Annotated in this window: 16 protein-coding genes; 6 read left to right on the top strand and 10 right to left on the bottom strand. The window is 71.7% G+C overall.

Annotated features, from left to right (window positions below):
• The first annotated feature begins 33 nt into the window (after positions 1–33).
• From ACGFY5_RS18340 to ppk2, 6 genes are all read left to right on the top strand, one after another.
• On the top strand, positions 34–1,209 hold the full coding sequence (locus tag ACGFY5_RS18340; protein ID WP_392721216.1) for a PAS domain S-box protein: 1,176 nt from the start codon (positions 34–36) through the stop codon (positions 1,207–1,209).
• Positions 1,202–1,573, top strand: a complete 372-nt coding sequence (locus ACGFY5_RS18345; protein WP_392721217.1) for an STAS domain-containing protein — start codon at positions 1,202–1,204, stop codon at positions 1,571–1,573. The genes ACGFY5_RS18340 and ACGFY5_RS18345 overlap by 8 nt, the downstream gene beginning before the upstream one ends.
• Positions 1,557–1,979 carry an ATP-binding protein gene (locus ACGFY5_RS18350; protein ID WP_392721219.1) on the top strand — a complete coding sequence of 141 codons (423 nt, stop codon included), beginning with the start codon at positions 1,557–1,559 and terminating at the stop codon, positions 1,977–1,979. The genes ACGFY5_RS18345 and ACGFY5_RS18350 overlap by 17 nt, the downstream gene beginning before the upstream one ends.
• A gap of 373 nt (positions 1,980–2,352) precedes the next feature.
• Positions 2,353–2,982 carry a SpoIIE family protein phosphatase gene (locus ACGFY5_RS18355; RefSeq protein WP_392721221.1) on the top strand — a complete coding sequence of 210 codons (630 nt, stop codon included), beginning with the start codon at positions 2,353–2,355 and terminating at the stop codon, positions 2,980–2,982.
• On the top strand, positions 2,979–4,160 hold the full coding sequence (locus ACGFY5_RS18360) for an ATP-binding protein (protein ID WP_392721222.1): 1,182 nt from the start codon (positions 2,979–2,981) through the stop codon (positions 4,158–4,160). Before ACGFY5_RS18355 ends, ACGFY5_RS18360 begins: the two co-directional genes overlap by 4 nt.
• A 76-nt stretch (positions 4,161–4,236) precedes the next feature.
• Entirely contained in the window at positions 4,237–5,157 is a 921-nt protein-coding gene (ppk2, locus tag ACGFY5_RS18365; RefSeq protein ID WP_392721224.1) for a polyphosphate kinase 2, read from the top strand.
• A gap of 10 nt (positions 5,158–5,167) precedes the next feature.
• On the opposite strand, the gene ACGFY5_RS18370 is transcribed toward ppk2, so the two are convergent.
• The 10 genes from ACGFY5_RS18370 to ACGFY5_RS18415 form a co-directional block, all read right to left on the bottom strand.
• Positions 5,168–5,359 carry a hypothetical protein gene (locus ACGFY5_RS18370; RefSeq protein WP_392721226.1) on the bottom strand — a complete coding sequence of 64 codons (192 nt, stop codon included), beginning with the start codon at positions 5,357–5,359 and terminating at the stop codon, positions 5,168–5,170.
• Complete coding sequence (locus ACGFY5_RS18375) at positions 5,352–6,443, bottom strand: MSMEG_0565 family glycosyltransferase (RefSeq protein WP_392721228.1); 1,092 nt, start codon at positions 6,441–6,443, stop codon at positions 5,352–5,354. Before ACGFY5_RS18375 ends, ACGFY5_RS18370 begins: the two co-directional genes overlap by 8 nt.
• Positions 6,440–7,264 (bottom strand): carbon-nitrogen hydrolase family protein, encoded by an 825-nt coding sequence (locus ACGFY5_RS18380; protein WP_392721230.1) that lies wholly within the window; start codon positions 7,262–7,264, stop codon positions 6,440–6,442. The genes ACGFY5_RS18375 and ACGFY5_RS18380 overlap by 4 nt, the downstream gene beginning before the upstream one ends.
• A gap of 18 nt (positions 7,265–7,282) precedes the next feature.
• Positions 7,283–8,137 (bottom strand): carbon-nitrogen hydrolase family protein, encoded by an 855-nt coding sequence (locus ACGFY5_RS18385; RefSeq protein WP_392721232.1) that lies wholly within the window; start codon positions 8,135–8,137, stop codon positions 7,283–7,285.
• Positions 8,134–9,609 carry an MSMEG_0567/sll0787 family protein gene (locus tag ACGFY5_RS18390; RefSeq protein ID WP_392722519.1) on the bottom strand — a complete coding sequence of 492 codons (1,476 nt, stop codon included), beginning with the start codon at positions 9,607–9,609 and terminating at the stop codon, positions 8,134–8,136. Before ACGFY5_RS18390 ends, ACGFY5_RS18385 begins: the two co-directional genes overlap by 4 nt.
• Before the next feature lie 10 nt (positions 9,610–9,619).
• Positions 9,620–10,672 carry an MSMEG_0568 family radical SAM protein gene (locus ACGFY5_RS18395; RefSeq protein ID WP_392721233.1) on the bottom strand — a complete coding sequence of 351 codons (1,053 nt, stop codon included), beginning with the start codon at positions 10,670–10,672 and terminating at the stop codon, positions 9,620–9,622.
• Between the two features lie 2 nt (positions 10,673–10,674).
• A complete protein-coding gene (locus ACGFY5_RS18400) occupies positions 10,675–11,205 on the bottom strand; it encodes an MSMEG_0572/Sll0783 family nitrogen starvation response protein (RefSeq protein WP_392721235.1) in 531 nt (176 codons plus the stop codon).
• Positions 11,195–12,019, bottom strand: a complete 825-nt coding sequence (locus ACGFY5_RS18405) for an amidohydrolase family protein (RefSeq protein ID WP_392721237.1) — start codon at positions 12,017–12,019, stop codon at positions 11,195–11,197. The genes ACGFY5_RS18400 and ACGFY5_RS18405 overlap by 11 nt, the downstream gene beginning before the upstream one ends.
• Positions 12,016–13,341, bottom strand: a complete 1,326-nt coding sequence (locus ACGFY5_RS18410; RefSeq protein WP_392721239.1) for an MSMEG_0569 family flavin-dependent oxidoreductase — start codon at positions 13,339–13,341, stop codon at positions 12,016–12,018. The genes ACGFY5_RS18405 and ACGFY5_RS18410 overlap by 4 nt, the downstream gene beginning before the upstream one ends.
• 131 nt (positions 13,342–13,472) lie before the next feature.
• Entirely contained in the window at positions 13,473–15,092 is a 1,620-nt protein-coding gene (locus tag ACGFY5_RS18415; protein ID WP_392721241.1) for a hypothetical protein, read from the bottom strand.
• Positions 15,093–15,194: the final 102 nt, after the last annotated feature.

Consider the following 15,194-nt stretch of genomic DNA (forward strand, 5'->3'; position numbering starts at 1 on the left):
TGTCACTCAGGGCGAGCTTTGCGGGAGGCTGGCGTGAGTGACGCGGTGCAGGCGAACAGTGGGGACAACACCGAGTACCGGGAGATGGTCGACGCCATCACCGAGTTCGGTTTGATCCGGCTGGATCCCGGCGGTCTCATCAAGGGTTGGCACGGCGCGATCAGCGACATCACCGGCTACCGGCCGGACGAAGTCCTCGGCACGTCCGCCGAGGTGCTGTACATCGATGCCGAGACGCTCCGTGCCGACCTGACCGCCGCCGCCTCCGTCGGCCAGCGGGCGACCGAGGGCTGGCGCCTGCGCAAGAACGGCGAGCGCTTCTGGGCGACGATCACGATCACTCCGCTGCCGGTCACCGGCGGTTATCTCCTGCTCGTCCGGGATCTCACCGAGCGGCGCGACCAGGAGCTCGCGCTCCGGAGCGTCGAGGAGATGATCGACAGCATCACCGACTACGAGGTGATCCGCCTCGACGCGGAGGGCCTGGTCCAGTCCTGGAACCCGGGTGCCGAGCGGCTCCGGCAGTACAGCGCCGAGGAGGTGCTCGGTAAGCCGGTGTCGATGTTCTACTCCGAGGACGAGGCACGGCGTGGCGTCGCGGAGCGGGAGATGGCGGCCGCGGTCACCAACGGACGCTTCGAGGCCGAGGGCTGGCGGCTGCGCCGCGACGGCAGCCGGTTCTGGGCCAACGACGTGCTCAGCCCGATCAAGGGCGGGAACGGCGACGTCATCGGCTTCGTCAAAGTCGCACGGGACCAGAGCGAACGACGTGAGTCCGAGCAGCTGGTGTCCCGCCAGCGCGACGAGATCCTCGAGCTCTCGACGCCGGTCATCCAGGTCTGGGACGACGTGCTGGTGCTCCCGGTCATCGGGACGCTCGACAGCGCCCGCGCCGCGCGGCTGACCGAGAACCTGCTCGAACGCATCGCCCGTGACCAGGCCGAGGTCGTCATCCTCGACGTCAGCGGCGTTCCTGCGGTGGACACCGAGGTCGCGCAGCACCTGATGAAGACCGTCGAGGCCGCGCGGCTGATGGGGAGCGTCAGCATCCTCTCCGGCGTCCGGCCGGAAACCGCGCAGGCCATCGTCCACCTGGGCATCGAACTGGGCGCACTGCGCTGCCGCAGCAACCTCAAGGACGCCCTGCAGCTCGCGCTCCGATTGGTCGGTGCGCCGATCGCGGCCGAGAAACCGACAGTCGATGCCTGACGAGGTCCCGATCATGCGGATCGGCCGGAACCTCCTGGTCACTCTGCAGGGTGACCTCGAGGACGCCACGGTCGAGCAGATCGAACGTGTCGTCACCCGCGAGGTGGCCCGGACGCAGGCCAGGGGCATGCTGATCGACATCAGCGGCCTGACGCTGGTGGACTCGTTCGTGGCCCGGGTCATCGCCCGGCTCGTCGGGATGACCCGGCTCCTCGGCGCGGAGACGACTGTCGTCGGCATGCAGCCGGCGGTCGCGATCACGCTCGTCGAGCTGGGCGTCTCGATGAAACACGTCCACACCGCGCTCAACGCCGAGCAGGGCATGGCGCGCCTCGAGGGACTGCGCGATGACCACCTCTATTGACGGCGACACGCACTCGGTGGCGATCCTCGCCGAGTCGGACCTGCTGAAGGTCCGGACGACGCTGCGTGCCGAGTCGCAGGCCGCCGGCCTCGGGCTGACCGCCGCGACGAAGCTCGTGACCGCCGGCAGCGAACTGGCGCGCAACATCGTCCGGTACGCGGTGCATGGTCAGGGCGAGGTGCTCATCGAGGCGCTCGACAAGGGCGGCCGGCACGGTGTGCGGGCGACGTTCAGCGACGCGGGCCCCGGCATCCCCGACCTCGACGCGGCGATGACCGACAACTTCACCACCGGCGGCGGGCTCGGACTGGGCCTGCCCGGCAGCAAGCGTCTCGTCGACGAGTTCTCGATCGACACCGGCCCGGGCCGCGGCACCACGGTGGTGATCACCCAGTGGGGCCGGTGAACCGGCGGTTCTCCCCGCACCGGCAGGTCGTCGTCACTGACGGGACCGCGGTGGGGGAGGCGCGGCGGATCGCGAACCGGATGGTCACCGAACTCGGCGGCGACGAGCAGGCCGTCACCAGGGCCGAGTTGGTCGCCACCGAGCTCGGCACGAACCTGCTGCGCCATGCCGACCCGGACGGCTGGCTCCTGCTGCGACCCGTGCCTCCGGGGCAGATCGAGATCCTCGCCGTCGACCGCGGCCCTGGCATCCGCGACCCCGCGGCCGCGCTGGAGGGCCGTGCACCGGCTCCTAAAGGCCTGGGTGCGGTCTGGGGGCGGCCCGCCGGGCGTCGGCGCTGTTCGACCTCTACACCCGCGTCGGCGCCGGCACCGTGGTGCTCAGCGTCGTCGACATCGGCGGTTCCGAGGCGCAACCGAGGACGTGCGGCGGGGTCTCCGTCGGGCTCTCCGAGGTCAGTGGTGACGGTTGGTCCGTCTGCGACGCCGACGTGGGGCGCCAAGCGGTGGCGGTGGTGGACGGCGTGGGGCACGGCGCTGCCGCCTCGGCCGCCACGGACGTCGTCTTCGACGTCTTCGGCGAGGACCCCGCGTCGCTGACGTCGTTCACCCCGCGCGCCAACGAGGCCGCCCGGGGCACCCGGGGAGCGGTCGCCACGGTGTGCGTGCTCGACCCGGTCACCGACACGCTGTCGGCTCTGGCGATCGGCAACGTCAACGGCCGCGTGCTGGTCGGCGACGTCGAGAAGGGCGTCGTGACGTTCAGCGGCAGCCTGGGGCTGGCGGCCAAGCCGCCGAACGCGCGGATCCAGCAGTACCCCTGGCCGCGCGACGCGACGCTGGTGCTCTGGAGCGACGGGCTGCGCAGCCGGCTGGAGTTCGACGGCTACCGCGACCTGTTCGACCACGACCCCGCCGTCGCCGCGGCGGTGCTGCACCGCGACTACGCACGCGGCACCGACGACGCCACTGTCGTCGTCGCCCACCGGCGGGACCGGCCATGACGGACGAAGCGGCGCTCCGGGAGGAGGTCGAGCTGCTCCGGGCCGAGCTGGACGAGACCAGCCGCGGGCTGATGGCGCTCTACGCCGAGCTGTCCGCGCAGACCGAGGAGCTCGAGCGGGCCCGCGTGGCCGCCGAGGAGGCGACGCGGGCGAAGGCAGCGTTCCTCGCGGACATGGGGCACGAGATCCGCAACCCGCTGAACTCCGTGATCGGGTTCGCGGAACTGCTCGGCGAGACCGAGCTGACGTCCGAACAGGTCGACTACCTGACACCGATCCGGGCGGCCGGTGACCACCTGCGCAGCCTCATGGACGACCTGCTGGACTTCTCCAAGCTCGAAGCCGGGCACTTCACGTTCGAGTGCATCTCGTTCGACCTGATCACCTGCGTCGAGGACGCGCTGGCGATCGTGGCGCCGCAGGCGGCGTCGAAAGAAGTGGGCTTGGCGGCAGTTTTCACCCCGGACACGCCGGTCAAGGCGTGCGGAGACCCGACGAGGTTGCGCCAGATCCTGGTGAATTTGCTGGTCAACGCCGTGAAGTTCACGGCGGAGGGCCACGTGTGGGTGGAGCTGGACACCCGCCGGACGGGCCGGAACCGGGCGTGCCTCGCATTCGGGGCGCACGACACCGGCATCGGGATCGCTCCGGACGCGCTGGAACGCATCTTCGTGCCGTTCGGGCAGGCTGACGTGTCCACCACGCGGCGGTTCGGCGGCACCGGGCTCGGGCTCTCGATCGCGCGGGAGCTCAGCCAGCGAATGGACGGCGAGCTGACGGTCACGTCCGAGCTCGGCATCGGTTCGACGTTCACCAGCACGGTGAGCATGGACGTGGGACCGGCGAGCCTCACCGACCCCGACGACCGGCCGCTCGCCGGCCGGACCGTGCTGATCGCGCACGGCGAGAAGGTCACCGAGCGGGCGCTCCGGACGCACCTGGTGAGCTGGGGTGCGACCGTGCGGACCGAGCCGGGACCGGCCGATCCCGCGTTCGCGGTGGTCGACGCCGACGCGTGCGTCGCCCCCGGGGTCCCGCGTGTCGTCGTGGCGCCGCTCACCGCGCGCCGGGCGGCGGACCCCACCGAGACGGACATCGCCGCGGTACTGCACAGTCCGGTCCGCCGGGCGCAGCTCCGAGCGGCCGTCGACGCGGCTCTGGGCGCTCATTTCGCGTGAGCCTGTCCGTCGTTCACCGGACGTTCACGCAGCTGGGAAACGGTTATCCGGTGCGTAGGACGACGGAGGGACCGCGATGAGCATCCAGAGCAGCGTCGACGGAGCCGAGCTGTACGACGAGGACGGTCGTTTCGTGTTGGCCCGCGCTCACGGCTACCGGGTGCAGGACAACCCCGAGGACGACCCGGTGCTGCTCCACGCGGACGGCACCCCGGTCGACACCTGGCGCGAGGGCTATCCGTACACCGACCGGATGACCCGCGACGAGTACAACCGGGTCAAGCGGCTGCTGCAGATCGAGCTCCTCAAGCTGCAGAACCACATCAAGGGGACCGGCGACAAGCTGGTCATCCTGTTCGAGGGACGCGACGCCGCTGGCAAGGGCGGCACGATCAAGCGCTTCATGGAGCACCTCAACCCGCGTGGTGCGGTCGTGGTCGCGCTGGAGAAGCCGACCGAGCGCGAGCAGACCCAGTGGTACTTCCAGCGCTACGTCTCGCACCTGCCGGCGGCGGGCGAGATCGTGATGTTCGACCGGTCCTGGTACAACCGGGCCGGGGTCGAGCGGGTCATGGGCTTTTGCAGCGACGAGCAGTACGAGCAGTTCTTCGAGGACGTGCCGAAGTTCGAGCAGATGCTGGTCGAGAACGGCGTGCACCTGATCAAACTGTGGTTCTCGGTGACCCAGTCCGAGCAGCGCACCCGGTTCGCGATCCGGGAGATCGACCCGGTGCGGCAGTGGAAGCTCTCGCCGACCGATATCGCCTCGCTCGACAAGTGGGGCGCCTACACAACGGCGAAGCAGGAGATGTTTCTCCGCACCGACCTGCAGATGGCGCCGTGGACCGTCGTGCGGAGCAACGACAAGAAGCGCGCCCGGATCGAGGCGATGAAATACGTGCTCTCGCGGTTCAACTACGCGGACAAGGACGAGGAGATCGCGACCGAGCCCGACCCGGAGATCGTCGGTAGCGCGGCGCACGTGCTCCCGGACTAGGCCGCTCGAATCAGGCCCGGAAGAAGCGAGCGGGGCTGAACGCGCGCCAGCACAGGTACGCGCTGAGCAGCAGGCCCGCCAGCGCGGCGACGAGCCGGGCACCGTGGTCGAGCTGATCGACCACGACGCAGGAGATCAGCAGGACGAGGCCGGGGGCGGCGGGGTGAACCCCGCCCCCACGCCGGGGTAACTGTTCAGTCACGCATCGATGGTCCAGTGCCCCACCGAACAGCTCGGAAACGCTGGTAGAAGTCGAGATGCCGGTGGGCGGCGGTGGGCCAGGTGTAGTGGGAGGCCAGGGCTCGGCCCTCCTCGGGGTTCCCGCCGTTGCCCAGTGCGTCTTTCAGGGCGACGCCCAGCGAGGGGACGTCGGCGGCGAAGCGGACCGCGGTGCCGAAGACCTCGCGCAGGACCGGGAGGTCGCTGGTGACGACCGGGACGCCGGCGGCGAGGGCCTCCATCGCGGCGAGCCCGAAGCCCTCCTTCGTCGAGGGAAACGCGAAGACGGCGGCGGACGCCACGAGCGACGGCAATGCGTCGTGGTCGACCGGGCCGAGCACGACCGGTTCGACACCGAGCTCGCGGGCCCGGGCCTCCCATTCCGCGCGGTAGTCCCGGTAGTCGAACAGGGTCTCGCCGCCGGCGATCACCAGCTTCACGTCCGGCCTGCCCAGCAGTGCGAACGCTTCGAGCAGCGCCAACGACCCCTTGCGCGGCTCGATGCCGCCCACCGCCAGGACGTAGCTCCCGAGCCCCGCCGGATCCGTGGCATCGGCGGACGCGAAGCGCTCGGCGTCGACACCGTTGGGGATCACCGTCGGCGACAGCCCCCAGCCCGCCTGGACCTCGGCCGCGACCGCGGACGAGACGCAGATGTGTGCGGCGGGTTCCACGATCGCGCGTTCGTGGCAGGCGGCGAGCTCCGGCGTCGTGAACGTGTCCAGGTGGTGCACGGTGCGGGCGTAGCGCGTACCGCGGACCGCGTTCGCGCTGATGCAGTCCTGTGCGTGGACGACGTCGTAGTCCACGGGGTCGAACGCCTCGCGGAGCACGGCGATCGACCGCACGATCCGTTCGCCGACCGACTCCTCGGACGACGCCTCGAACGGGACGACCCGCACGGTGACCGCCGGGTCGACCGGCCGGAAGAACCCGCCGTCGCCGCCGCGGCCGAGCGTCCAGACGGTCACGTCGACGCCGAGCCGCGCCAGCGCCTCGGCCAGCGCCAGCGTGTGCACGACCCCGCCGCGCGGCTTCGTCGAATACGTCAGCAGCGCGACCCTCACGCGTACGCCCCCGGACGCCGTTCCGCCAGGTGTGCGAGCACGCGCCGGGCCCGCGCGATCTCCGCCGCGACGTCCAGCTCCGCCACCGCCATCCCCGCTTTCGACCAGGTCCGCGCCACGATGTCACCGCCCGGACCGACCACTTTGGCCTGACCGAGGAACCGCATCCCGCCCATCGCCCCGGTCAGGTTCGACGACGCGAGCACGACCTGGTTCTCCGCTGCCCGCGCGCAGTCGTACAGGTCGAACAGCCGTGACTGGCGGTCGTCGGCCATCCGTGGCGCCCGATTGGTGATCGACGTCGGCCAGGCCGACAGGCAGGTGAGGATCTCGGCGCCGTCGAGCGCGAGCGTGCGCGCGGACTCCGGGAACGTCTTGTCGTAGTCGACGAGCATGCCGATCCGGCCGACCGGGGTGTCGAACGCGGCGAACCGGTCACCGGCGGTGTACGCGGCCGACTCGCCCGCTGGTTGGTGCACCTTGCGGTGCGTGCCGAGGATGCCGTCGCCGGACAGGCACACCGCGGTGTTGTAGCGGTGTTCGCCGGCGGCCTCGCGGAGTCCGAGGCAGACGATCATGTCGCCGGCCAGCGTGGTCACCGTGTCGAGCAACGGTCCGTCCAGGTCCACGGCGGGGGGCAACGTCGCCGGGTCGGGGTCGCGCAGGTCGGAGAGGTAACCGCCGAGTGCGGCGTCGGGGAGGACGAGCAGGTGGACGCCCTGTGCGCGCGCTTGGTCGATCAGCCGGGCGATCCGCTCGAGGTCGTGGTCGAGGTTCCGCCCGAAGTGGGCCGACACGGCGCCGATCCGGATCACCGCCATGCAGCCGAGATTAGCCCCTCAGACATGCTCGAACTCCGGGCGACCACCCAGGACGGGGTAGGCCTCCGGGCGGCGGTCGCGGAGGTGGCCCATCGCGCGCCGCGCGTTCTCCAGCGCCTGCCGGACGTCGAGCGACGCGACCGCCATGCCCCCGGCCACGCCGGTGTCGGACAGCACTTCCCCACCCGGATCGACGACCTTCGCGCTGCCGACGAAACGCAGCGAACCGAACGTGCCGGTCTGGTTCGCCGAGAGCCAGACCACCTGGTTCTCCAGTGCACGGGCCTGGTCGAACAGGTCGAACCGGCGTTTCCAGCGGTCCGAGGAGAGGTCGCTCGACGGGTTGGTGCGGCTGCCCGGCCAGGCGGAGACGCACACGACGATCTCCGCGCCGTCCAGGGCCAGGGCGCGTGCGGACTCCGGGAACGCCTTGTCGTAGCAGATCATCGTGCCGATCCGGCCGATCGGGGTGTCGAAGGCGGCGAACCCGTCGCCGGCGCCGTAGGAGGCGTCCTCGGCGAGGGGCTGGTGCACCTTGCGGTGGTTGCCGAGCACGCCGTCGCCGGTGACGCACACCGCGCTGTTGTACTTCGTTCCGTCGGGGGCGATCTCGCAGTACCCGGCGACGACGACGAGCTCCCGGGCCAGCGCGGCGAGCCGGGAGATCTCCGGACCATCGAGCGCGAGGGGCGGTGGGCCTTCGGCCCCGCCGTTCAGGTCCGCCAGGTACCCGCCGAGCGCCGCTTCCGGCAGCGCCAGCAGCCCGACGCCGTCCGTGCGTGCTTTCTCGACGAGCCGCTCGATCCGGACGAAGTCCGCCTCCAGATCCCGATCGAACGGCGCCGCGACAGCGGCCATGGTGAGGGTGCTCATCGTTTCTCCTCGGTAGGTGTGGCGCCCAGGCCGGTGACACCGGATGCGATCACCTCGGTGAGTTCGCCGTCCGGCCAGCGGAGGGTCACGCCGGACCCCTCGACGAGTTCGCCGCAGACCGCGCTGGTAGCCGGGCCGGCGGTCGGGGCGCCGGTGCCCGCGTCGGTGGCGGTGAGCATGCCGAAGCCCGGGAAGCACGTGAGCCAGTCGCTCATCGTCGCGCCGTCCGGGCGCGGGACGGCGGCCACGTCGAGGACCGCGCGGCAGCCGGAGGCCTCGGCGAGCATGCCGAGCGTGCCGGCGATGCCCGCCATCGACACGTCCTTGGCCGCCGCCGGGCGGTACGCGGCGACGAACGAGCTCATCGCGCGCAGGTCCGCGGGGGCGCGGAACGAGGTCGAGTCCCATTGCCGACCGGTGTGACCCGGCCGCCATCCACCGCCGAGATCCACTGTGAGCCGCACTTCGTGCCCCGGTTTCCCACCCCCTCCGCGAACTGGGGCTGGTGCCGAGCCGAGAGCGGTGACGGCCAGGGCGGCGGGGACCCCCAGCTGGGTGTGGCCGCCGAGGATCGGGACGCCGTAGGCCGCCGCGGCGGCCTTGACCCCCGCGAGTACGCGTGCCGCGTGCTCGGCGTCGCGCGCTCCGAGCGCGTCGAGCAGTCCGACCGGTGCCGCACCCATCGCGGACAGGTCGTTGACGTTCACGAGCACGCCGCACCACCCCGCCCACTCCGGGTCCCGCTCGACCATCGACGGCAGGATCGCGTCGCACGCGGCGATCAGGTCCGATCCCGGCACGGGTGCCCCGTCGTCGCCGACCCACCCCGCGCCTCCCGGCGCGAGTCCGGTCAACAGTGCGCCGAGGTCGCTTTTGGTGGCCGCCACCAGCGCGGCGATCCGCCCGATCGGCCACCGCATCAACACGTGCGGACGCCCGGCGACGGTCACCGGCCCGACCGTGTCCCATCCGAGCCGCCGGAACATCGTCGCGGCCCGGGGCTGCACGGTGGCGTCGAACCGCAGCACACCCGCGTTCTCCGCATACGCACAAGCAGCCCGCACCAACGCGGCCCCCACGCCGCCGGCTCCGACGCCGCCGGCCCCGCGCTCGCCGCCGGCTCCGCGCCCGCCGACCGCTCCGCGCTCGCCGACCGTCCGGTCGGCACGGCCGCTCACACCGCGCCAGGCGGGGGCTACGGCCAGGCGGCCGCCGGTCCACCAGCCCAGGTCAGGGCCGTCGGTCGCGGGGCCGAGCCGGACACCGCCGACCACCCTCCCCTCCCGGTCCCGCGCGACGAGCACCACAGTGCGCGGATCCTCGTCCCGCTCGTCGAGATCGGACCCCGCGAACAGCCCCTGCTCCGCGACGAACACGTCCCGCCGCAACGAGCGGTAGGCGCTCAACTCGTCAGCACGCTCGATCGTGACCGTCGGCCGTCGCACGCCGGTGAGCGTGGGAACATCCAGCAGCGGACGCACGTCATCCTCCCGCGGCGGGAAGGGCGCTGCAGGCGCCGCAGGCGGCGCAGCCGGCACCTTGGGCGGCGCCGGACATCCCGGCGTCCCGCAGCAACGCACCGACACGCGCGGTCACGTCCCGCACCAGCGACGGTGGGGGAGCTGTCGCCCCGTCGCGACGCGCGAGCGTTCCGGCCATCGGGCGGAACGGCACGACGAACGGGTACACGCCCCGGTCGATGAGCCGGGCAGCGCCCGCGACCAGCTCGTCGGGGTTCTCGCCGAGCCCGACCAGCAGATACGTCGACACCCGGTTCGGGCCGAACACCCGAACCGCTTCGTCCCACGTGGCCTCGTACTCGGCCAGCGGCACGCTGCCCTTCCCGGGCATCCACGCCTTCCGAACGGCGTCGTCGAGCGACTCGACGTGAATGCCGATCGCGGTCGCCCCGGCCTCGCGCAGGTCCGTGAGAACCCCCAGATCGCCGGGCGGCTCGATCTGCACCTGGATCGGCAACCCGGGCACTGCCTCGAGCACCGCCCGGACGCACCGCACGAGGTTTCGCGCACCCCGGTCGGGACCGGTGGTCGTCCCGGTCGTCATCACCATCTGCGTGACGCCGTCCAACCGCACCGCGGCCTCGGCCACCTCGGCGAGCTGCGCCGGGGTCTTCGCCGCGATCGTCGCGCCGGAGCGCAGTGACTCCTCGATCGTGCAGAACCGGCACCGCTGGTCCTCGACGTAGCGGATGCACGTCTGGACGACGGTGGTGGCGAGGACGTCCCTGCCGTGCAGCCGCGCGATCTTCTCGTAGGAGACGCCGTCCGCGGTGGCCAGGTCGTAGAAGCGAGGGCGGCGCACCGGCTCGAGCGAGAGCCCGGTGTCCTCGCCGAGGTACAGCAGCCGGCCGCCCGCCGCCGAGTAGGGCGAATCCAGCACCAGCGGGATCGCGGCGTTGGAACCGTCGAGCGTGACGTGGCCATCGTTGCTGGGACCGGCGCCGTCGGGCCGGCGAACCGGGGCGTCCAGCCGCACGCCCCGGATCGCGACATCCACCCTGGTGCTGAGCGTCATGCTCAGAACATGTAGGTGGAGTTGATGATCGCGCCCTTGCGCGCGTAGTGGATCAGCGCGTCCTGGACGTCGAGTGGGTGCGTCGGGATGACGCCGGAGATCAGGTCTTCCTCGCGGGCCCCGTGCAGCGACAGCCCGAACCGGCAGCAGTACACCTTGCCGCCCTCGGCGATGAACGTCTTCAGCGAGTCGTTGATGTTGTGCTCGCCGGGGAACGCCGAGTTGCCGGTCGTCGGGAAACCACGCGTGGCCAGGCAGTTCAGCGAGCCCGGGCCGTAGAAGTAGATCGCGGACTCGAACCCTTTCCGCTGAGCGCGCGTCGCCTGCAGGATCGCCACGAAGCTCACCGACGACTCGTGCGCGATGCCGTGCACCAGCGTGAAGTACGACTGGCCGGGCTCGGCCTGGTAGTCCGGGAAGACCTTCGTCCCGCCGTAGATGCTGCTGCCTTCGGGCAGCGACGGGTGCGGGATCTCGGTGAGCGACTTCTGCTCGGCCTCGGTCAGCGTGGTGGCAGCGGTCTCAGTGGTCATGGCTCGGCCTTCCGTAGAGGGTTTCGAAGGTGTCGGTGAAGATCAGGCGGCCCAGTTCGCCGTCGCCGGTGACGGCCTTCAGACGGGCGTGCTCGCCGGCGAAGTCGCCCCAGGGCTCGTCGCTGGCGAAGAGGATCCGGTCGTGCCCGACGCCGCGGCGTTCGATCTCGGCGGCGAGCCAGCGCGGGGCGAAGCCGATCGCCCACGACAGGTCGGTGTAGACCTGCTTGCCGGCCGCGATCCAGTCGAAGAAGCGCCCGCTGACGAGCTTGATGTGGCCGCTCATGCCGCCGCCGAAGTGCACGAGGTGGATGCGGGCGTCGTCGCCGTACCAGTCGACGAGGTGGGTGATCTCGTCGATGTCGGAGGCCGCGCCGGGCGACGTGTGGACGTGGACGGTGAGATCGTGCTCCCGGGCGGCGGCGAAGATCGTGTCCAGGCCGGGGCGGGAGTCGTGGACGGTCCCGCCGAGCAGGAAGCTCAGCTTCAGCGCCCGGACGCCGGGCTCACCCGCCAGTGCCAGCGCGGCAGCGGTGCGCTCCGCGTCGGACGGCTTCGCCGAGACCCACAGCCCGGCGCGGATCCGGTCGTCCTTCTGCGCCGCTTCGACGCACAGCTCGTTGAAGCCGAACGCGACGGTGGGGTCCGGGACGCCGTAGTTCGGAATGACCAGCGCCCGCTCGGTTCCCTCGGCGTCGAGGTCGGCGATCAGCTCGGCGAGCGTGGCGCGTGCGGTGACGTCGGGGTTGACCGGCGGACCACCGTAGAACGGATAGGCGGGCAGCACGCCGAGGTGCCGGTGGGCGTCGTTCACGCGGTTCTCGCCGGGATCCAGTCGGTGTTGTACGTCTCCGTCGGGGTTCCGGCCAGCCAGTGGATGCCGGTCCGCGGCTTCCGCACGATCTGCTCGACGAGGTACGCCGCGTCCGCGCCGACCCCGCCGAAGCGGCCCGAGCCCCACGTCCACTGCCACGGCAGTCCGACGAAGTACAGGCCGGGAGACGGCGTGACGCCCCGGTCGTGCACCGGATAGCCCCTGCCGTTGAACACCGGCGCTTCGATCCAGCGGTGATCGGGGCCGAAGCCGGTGCTCCAGATGACCGCCGAGAGCTGGTCCGCGGGCAGTTCCCGCAGGTCGTAGTCGGCGTCGCCGGGCGTCCACACGGGGACGTAGCGGGGTTCCTCCGGGGCTTCGATGCCGGTTCGCGCCAGGTACTCGTCGATCGAGTCTTTGATGGACTCGGAGACCCGGTCGGCGCCGTCCAGGTTGGCCGCCAGATCGTCGTCGAAGTGCAGGGCTTCGGCGACGGCGCTCAACCGTCCGTGCAGACGCATGCCGTCGCGGGCGAAGGCCCGCAAGTCGATGTCGCGTCCGCCGTCGCGGCCGGTGACGTAGTGGTTGACGCGGAAGCGCACCGCGTCGGCGTCCGCGAAGTCGGCGATCGTGCGGGAGTAGTAGCCCATGTCCTCGAGCCAGGCGACGACGTCGCGGCCCCGGTAGAACCGGGCGACGCGCGGCGCGCTGCCCACCGCGAGGTGGACGCGGCGGCCCGCGAGGTGCAGGTCCTCGGCGATCTGCGCGCCGGACTGCCCGCTGCCGACGACCAGCACCTCGCCGGGCGGGAGCAGGCCTGCGTTGCGGTACGCGGACGAGTGCAGCTGGGTGACGCCGTCCGGCAGCCGCTCGGCCAGGCGTGGCGTCACCGGTACCTGGTACGGGCCGGTCGCGACGACGACCTGGTCGGCGATCACGGTTCCGGCCGACGTCGTGAGGTCGTAGCGGCCGTCCGGGCGACCGCGCAGCCGGGTCGCGCTCACGCCCTCGTAGAGGGGCACCGGGAACGACGCGGCGTAGTCGGTGAGGTAGTCGAGGATCTGGTCGCGGACCATGAACCCGTCCGGGTCCGCACCCGCATAGGGGTGGCCGGGGAGGTCGCACTGCCAGTTCGGGGTGACCAGGCAGAACGTGTCCCAGCGGCGGGTGCGCCACTCGTGCCCGACGCTGTGCCGTTCGAGGACGACGTGCTCGATGTCGTGTTGGGTAAGATGCCAGCTGATCGACAGTCCGGCCTGACCGCCGCCGACTACGACGACCGGTAACTCGTGTCCGTCCAGCGTGTCCGGTACTAACCGCATGGCTAGAAGTACAGTCGCGGTCGATTTCCCCACGGTCTCATCGGGAACAACTGCCCGTTTCGCGCGTAACGGACCTGTTAGGCGGATGCACAAACGGGGCGCCCCGGACCTCGGGCGCCCCGTCGTGGGCTTCAGATCTCTTCGGCGCGGGCGCTCTCGAGTTGGGTGAGCGTGTTGCTCGCCAGCCCGTGCAGGGGGTGCTCGGGCGGGGTCGAGTCCCGCAGCGTCCGGTAGGCGTTGATCGCGGAGTCGAGGTCGGCGAGTGCGCCGCGGCGGCCGAAGCGTTCGCTCAGCGCGAGGCCGAGCCGGAACGTCACCGCGTTCCGCCCTTCCTGCTCGTCCGGCGCCTCCTCGTCCGGAGCGGCCGCGCCATCGGCCTCCGCACCCGCAGCCGCACCCGCACCCGCAGCCGCAGCCGCAGCCGCTTCGGCGGAGACCGGGGCTGTTGCCGCGGGGGAGCGGAGCGGGGCGCGGAGGGCCTCGCGGAGGAGCTCGACCGCCTCGTCGAGGTCGGCGTCGCGTCCGGCCCGGTGGCTGCTCGTCTGCAGCAGGAACCCCAGCGAGGCCACGCGTCCGGGCAGGTCCGGGTGGTCGTCGCCGGTCGCGGCCACGGCGGCCTGACCCAGCTCCAGCGCCTCACCGATGTCGGCCTCGGCGCCGTACCGCTCGTACCGCTCGGCCAGCACCGTGCCCAGCCGCATGTTCACGGCCGCGGGCTCGGGCGTGCCGCTGCGCTGCGCCGACACCGACGCCTGCCGCAGCGTCGTGACCGCCTCGTCCAGGTCCTCGCGGCGCTCGTGCAGCTCGAACCGCTCGAACAGCGCGTCCCCGAGCTGCCACCGCCGCACGGCGAGCCCGGGATGACCGCTCGGCCCGCTGACGATCGACGAGCGGGCGTTGACGATCGCCTCGTCCAGATCGGTCGGTTCACCGTCCCGGTCCCAGCGCTCCTTGAGCACGGCGGCCAGGCACCAGGCCGCCTCGTGCTGCTCGGGGCTTTCCGGCGGCAGACCCTTGACGGCCCGGCGCAGGGCGTCGATCGCCCCGTCGAGGTCCTCGTCCTGGCCGCTGAACGCGTGCCGATCGGCCAGCGCGAGCCCGAGGTTCGCGAAGTACCCCGGCCGGTTCGGGTCGGCGTCGATCGAGAGCTCGGCGCACTGGCGCAGCATCGTCACCGCCGCGTCGGCGTCGGCGGTCCGGCCGCGTACCCGGAAGCGCAGCCGGAGCGCCAGGCCCAGCGTGCAGAGCGCCTGCGGGGTGCGGTGGTCGCCCTTGGCCATCGAATCCACTGCCGTGCCCGCGGTGCGGATCGCCTCGTCCAGCAACTCGGCGTCCTGCGCGGACTCGGCGCGCGCCAGCAGGGCGTCGGCATAACCGGCGAGGAACCCCGGACGGGCCGGATGGTCGTTCGGCAGGCCGGGGATGCCGCCCTCGTAGAGGGCGAGCGCCTCGGCGAGGTCGCTCTCCTGGCCGGCCTCGCGGAAGCGGCCGAGCAGCGTGTCGGCGAGGTCGGCGCGGGCGTCGACGACGGCGGGGTGCTGCGACGGCGTGCCCGCGAGCAGCTCGCGCAGGAGCGCGACGGCGTCGTCGAGGTCGGCCGGGTGCGCGTAGACGCCGTAGCGGACCTGCAGCGCGGACTTCAGGCTCCACAGGGGAGCGAGGCGAGTGGGGTCGTTCTCGGGGAGCTCAGCAGCGACCCCGCGAAGCAGAACGACGGCCTCGTCGAGCAGATGGGGGTCGTGCTCCTCCATCGCCTGCTCGATCAGACGGTCGGCGTGCCGGACACGGGCTGTTGTGTCTGGCTCGGTGTTTTGTGCGGGGGCTGCCACCATTCCTCCTCTTTTGGTGGCTCT

This window comes from Cryptosporangium sp. NPDC048952 (genome assembly GCF_043197895.1).
Lineage (GTDB): Bacteria > Actinomycetota > Actinomycetes > Mycobacteriales > Cryptosporangiaceae > Cryptosporangium.

Coding starts and splice junctions, on each gene's coding strand:
- ACGFY5_RS18345 (WP_392721217.1), top strand. CDS start 1,202: ATGCCTGACGAGGTCCCGATCATGCGGATCGGCCGGAACCTCCTGGTC.
- ACGFY5_RS18350 (WP_392721219.1), top strand. CDS start 1,557: ATGACCACCTCTATTGACGGCGACACGCACTCGGTGGCGATCCTCGCC.
- ACGFY5_RS18360 (WP_392721222.1), top strand. CDS start 2,979: ATGACGGACGAAGCGGCGCTCCGGGAGGAGGTCGAGCTGCTCCGGGCC.
- ppk2 (WP_392721224.1), top strand. CDS start 4,237: ATGAGCATCCAGAGCAGCGTCGACGGAGCCGAGCTGTACGACGAGGAC.
- ACGFY5_RS18380 (WP_392721230.1), bottom strand. CDS start 7,264: ATGGCGGTGATCCGGATCGGCGCCGTGTCGGCCCACTTCGGGCGGAAC.
- ACGFY5_RS18385 (WP_392721232.1), bottom strand. CDS start 8,137: ATGAGCACCCTCACCATGGCCGCTGTCGCGGCGCCGTTCGATCGGGAT.
- ACGFY5_RS18395 (WP_392721233.1), bottom strand. CDS start 10,672: ATGACGCTCAGCACCAGGGTGGATGTCGCGATCCGGGGCGTGCGGCTG.
- ACGFY5_RS18400 (WP_392721235.1), bottom strand. CDS start 11,205: ATGACCACTGAGACCGCTGCCACCACGCTGACCGAGGCCGAGCAGAAG.
- ACGFY5_RS18410 (WP_392721239.1), bottom strand. CDS start 13,341: ATGCGGTTAGTACCGGACACGCTGGACGGACACGAGTTACCGGTCGTC.
- ACGFY5_RS18415 (WP_392721241.1), bottom strand. CDS start 15,092: ATGGAGGAGCACGACCCCCATCTGCTCGACGAGGCCGTCGTTCTGCTT.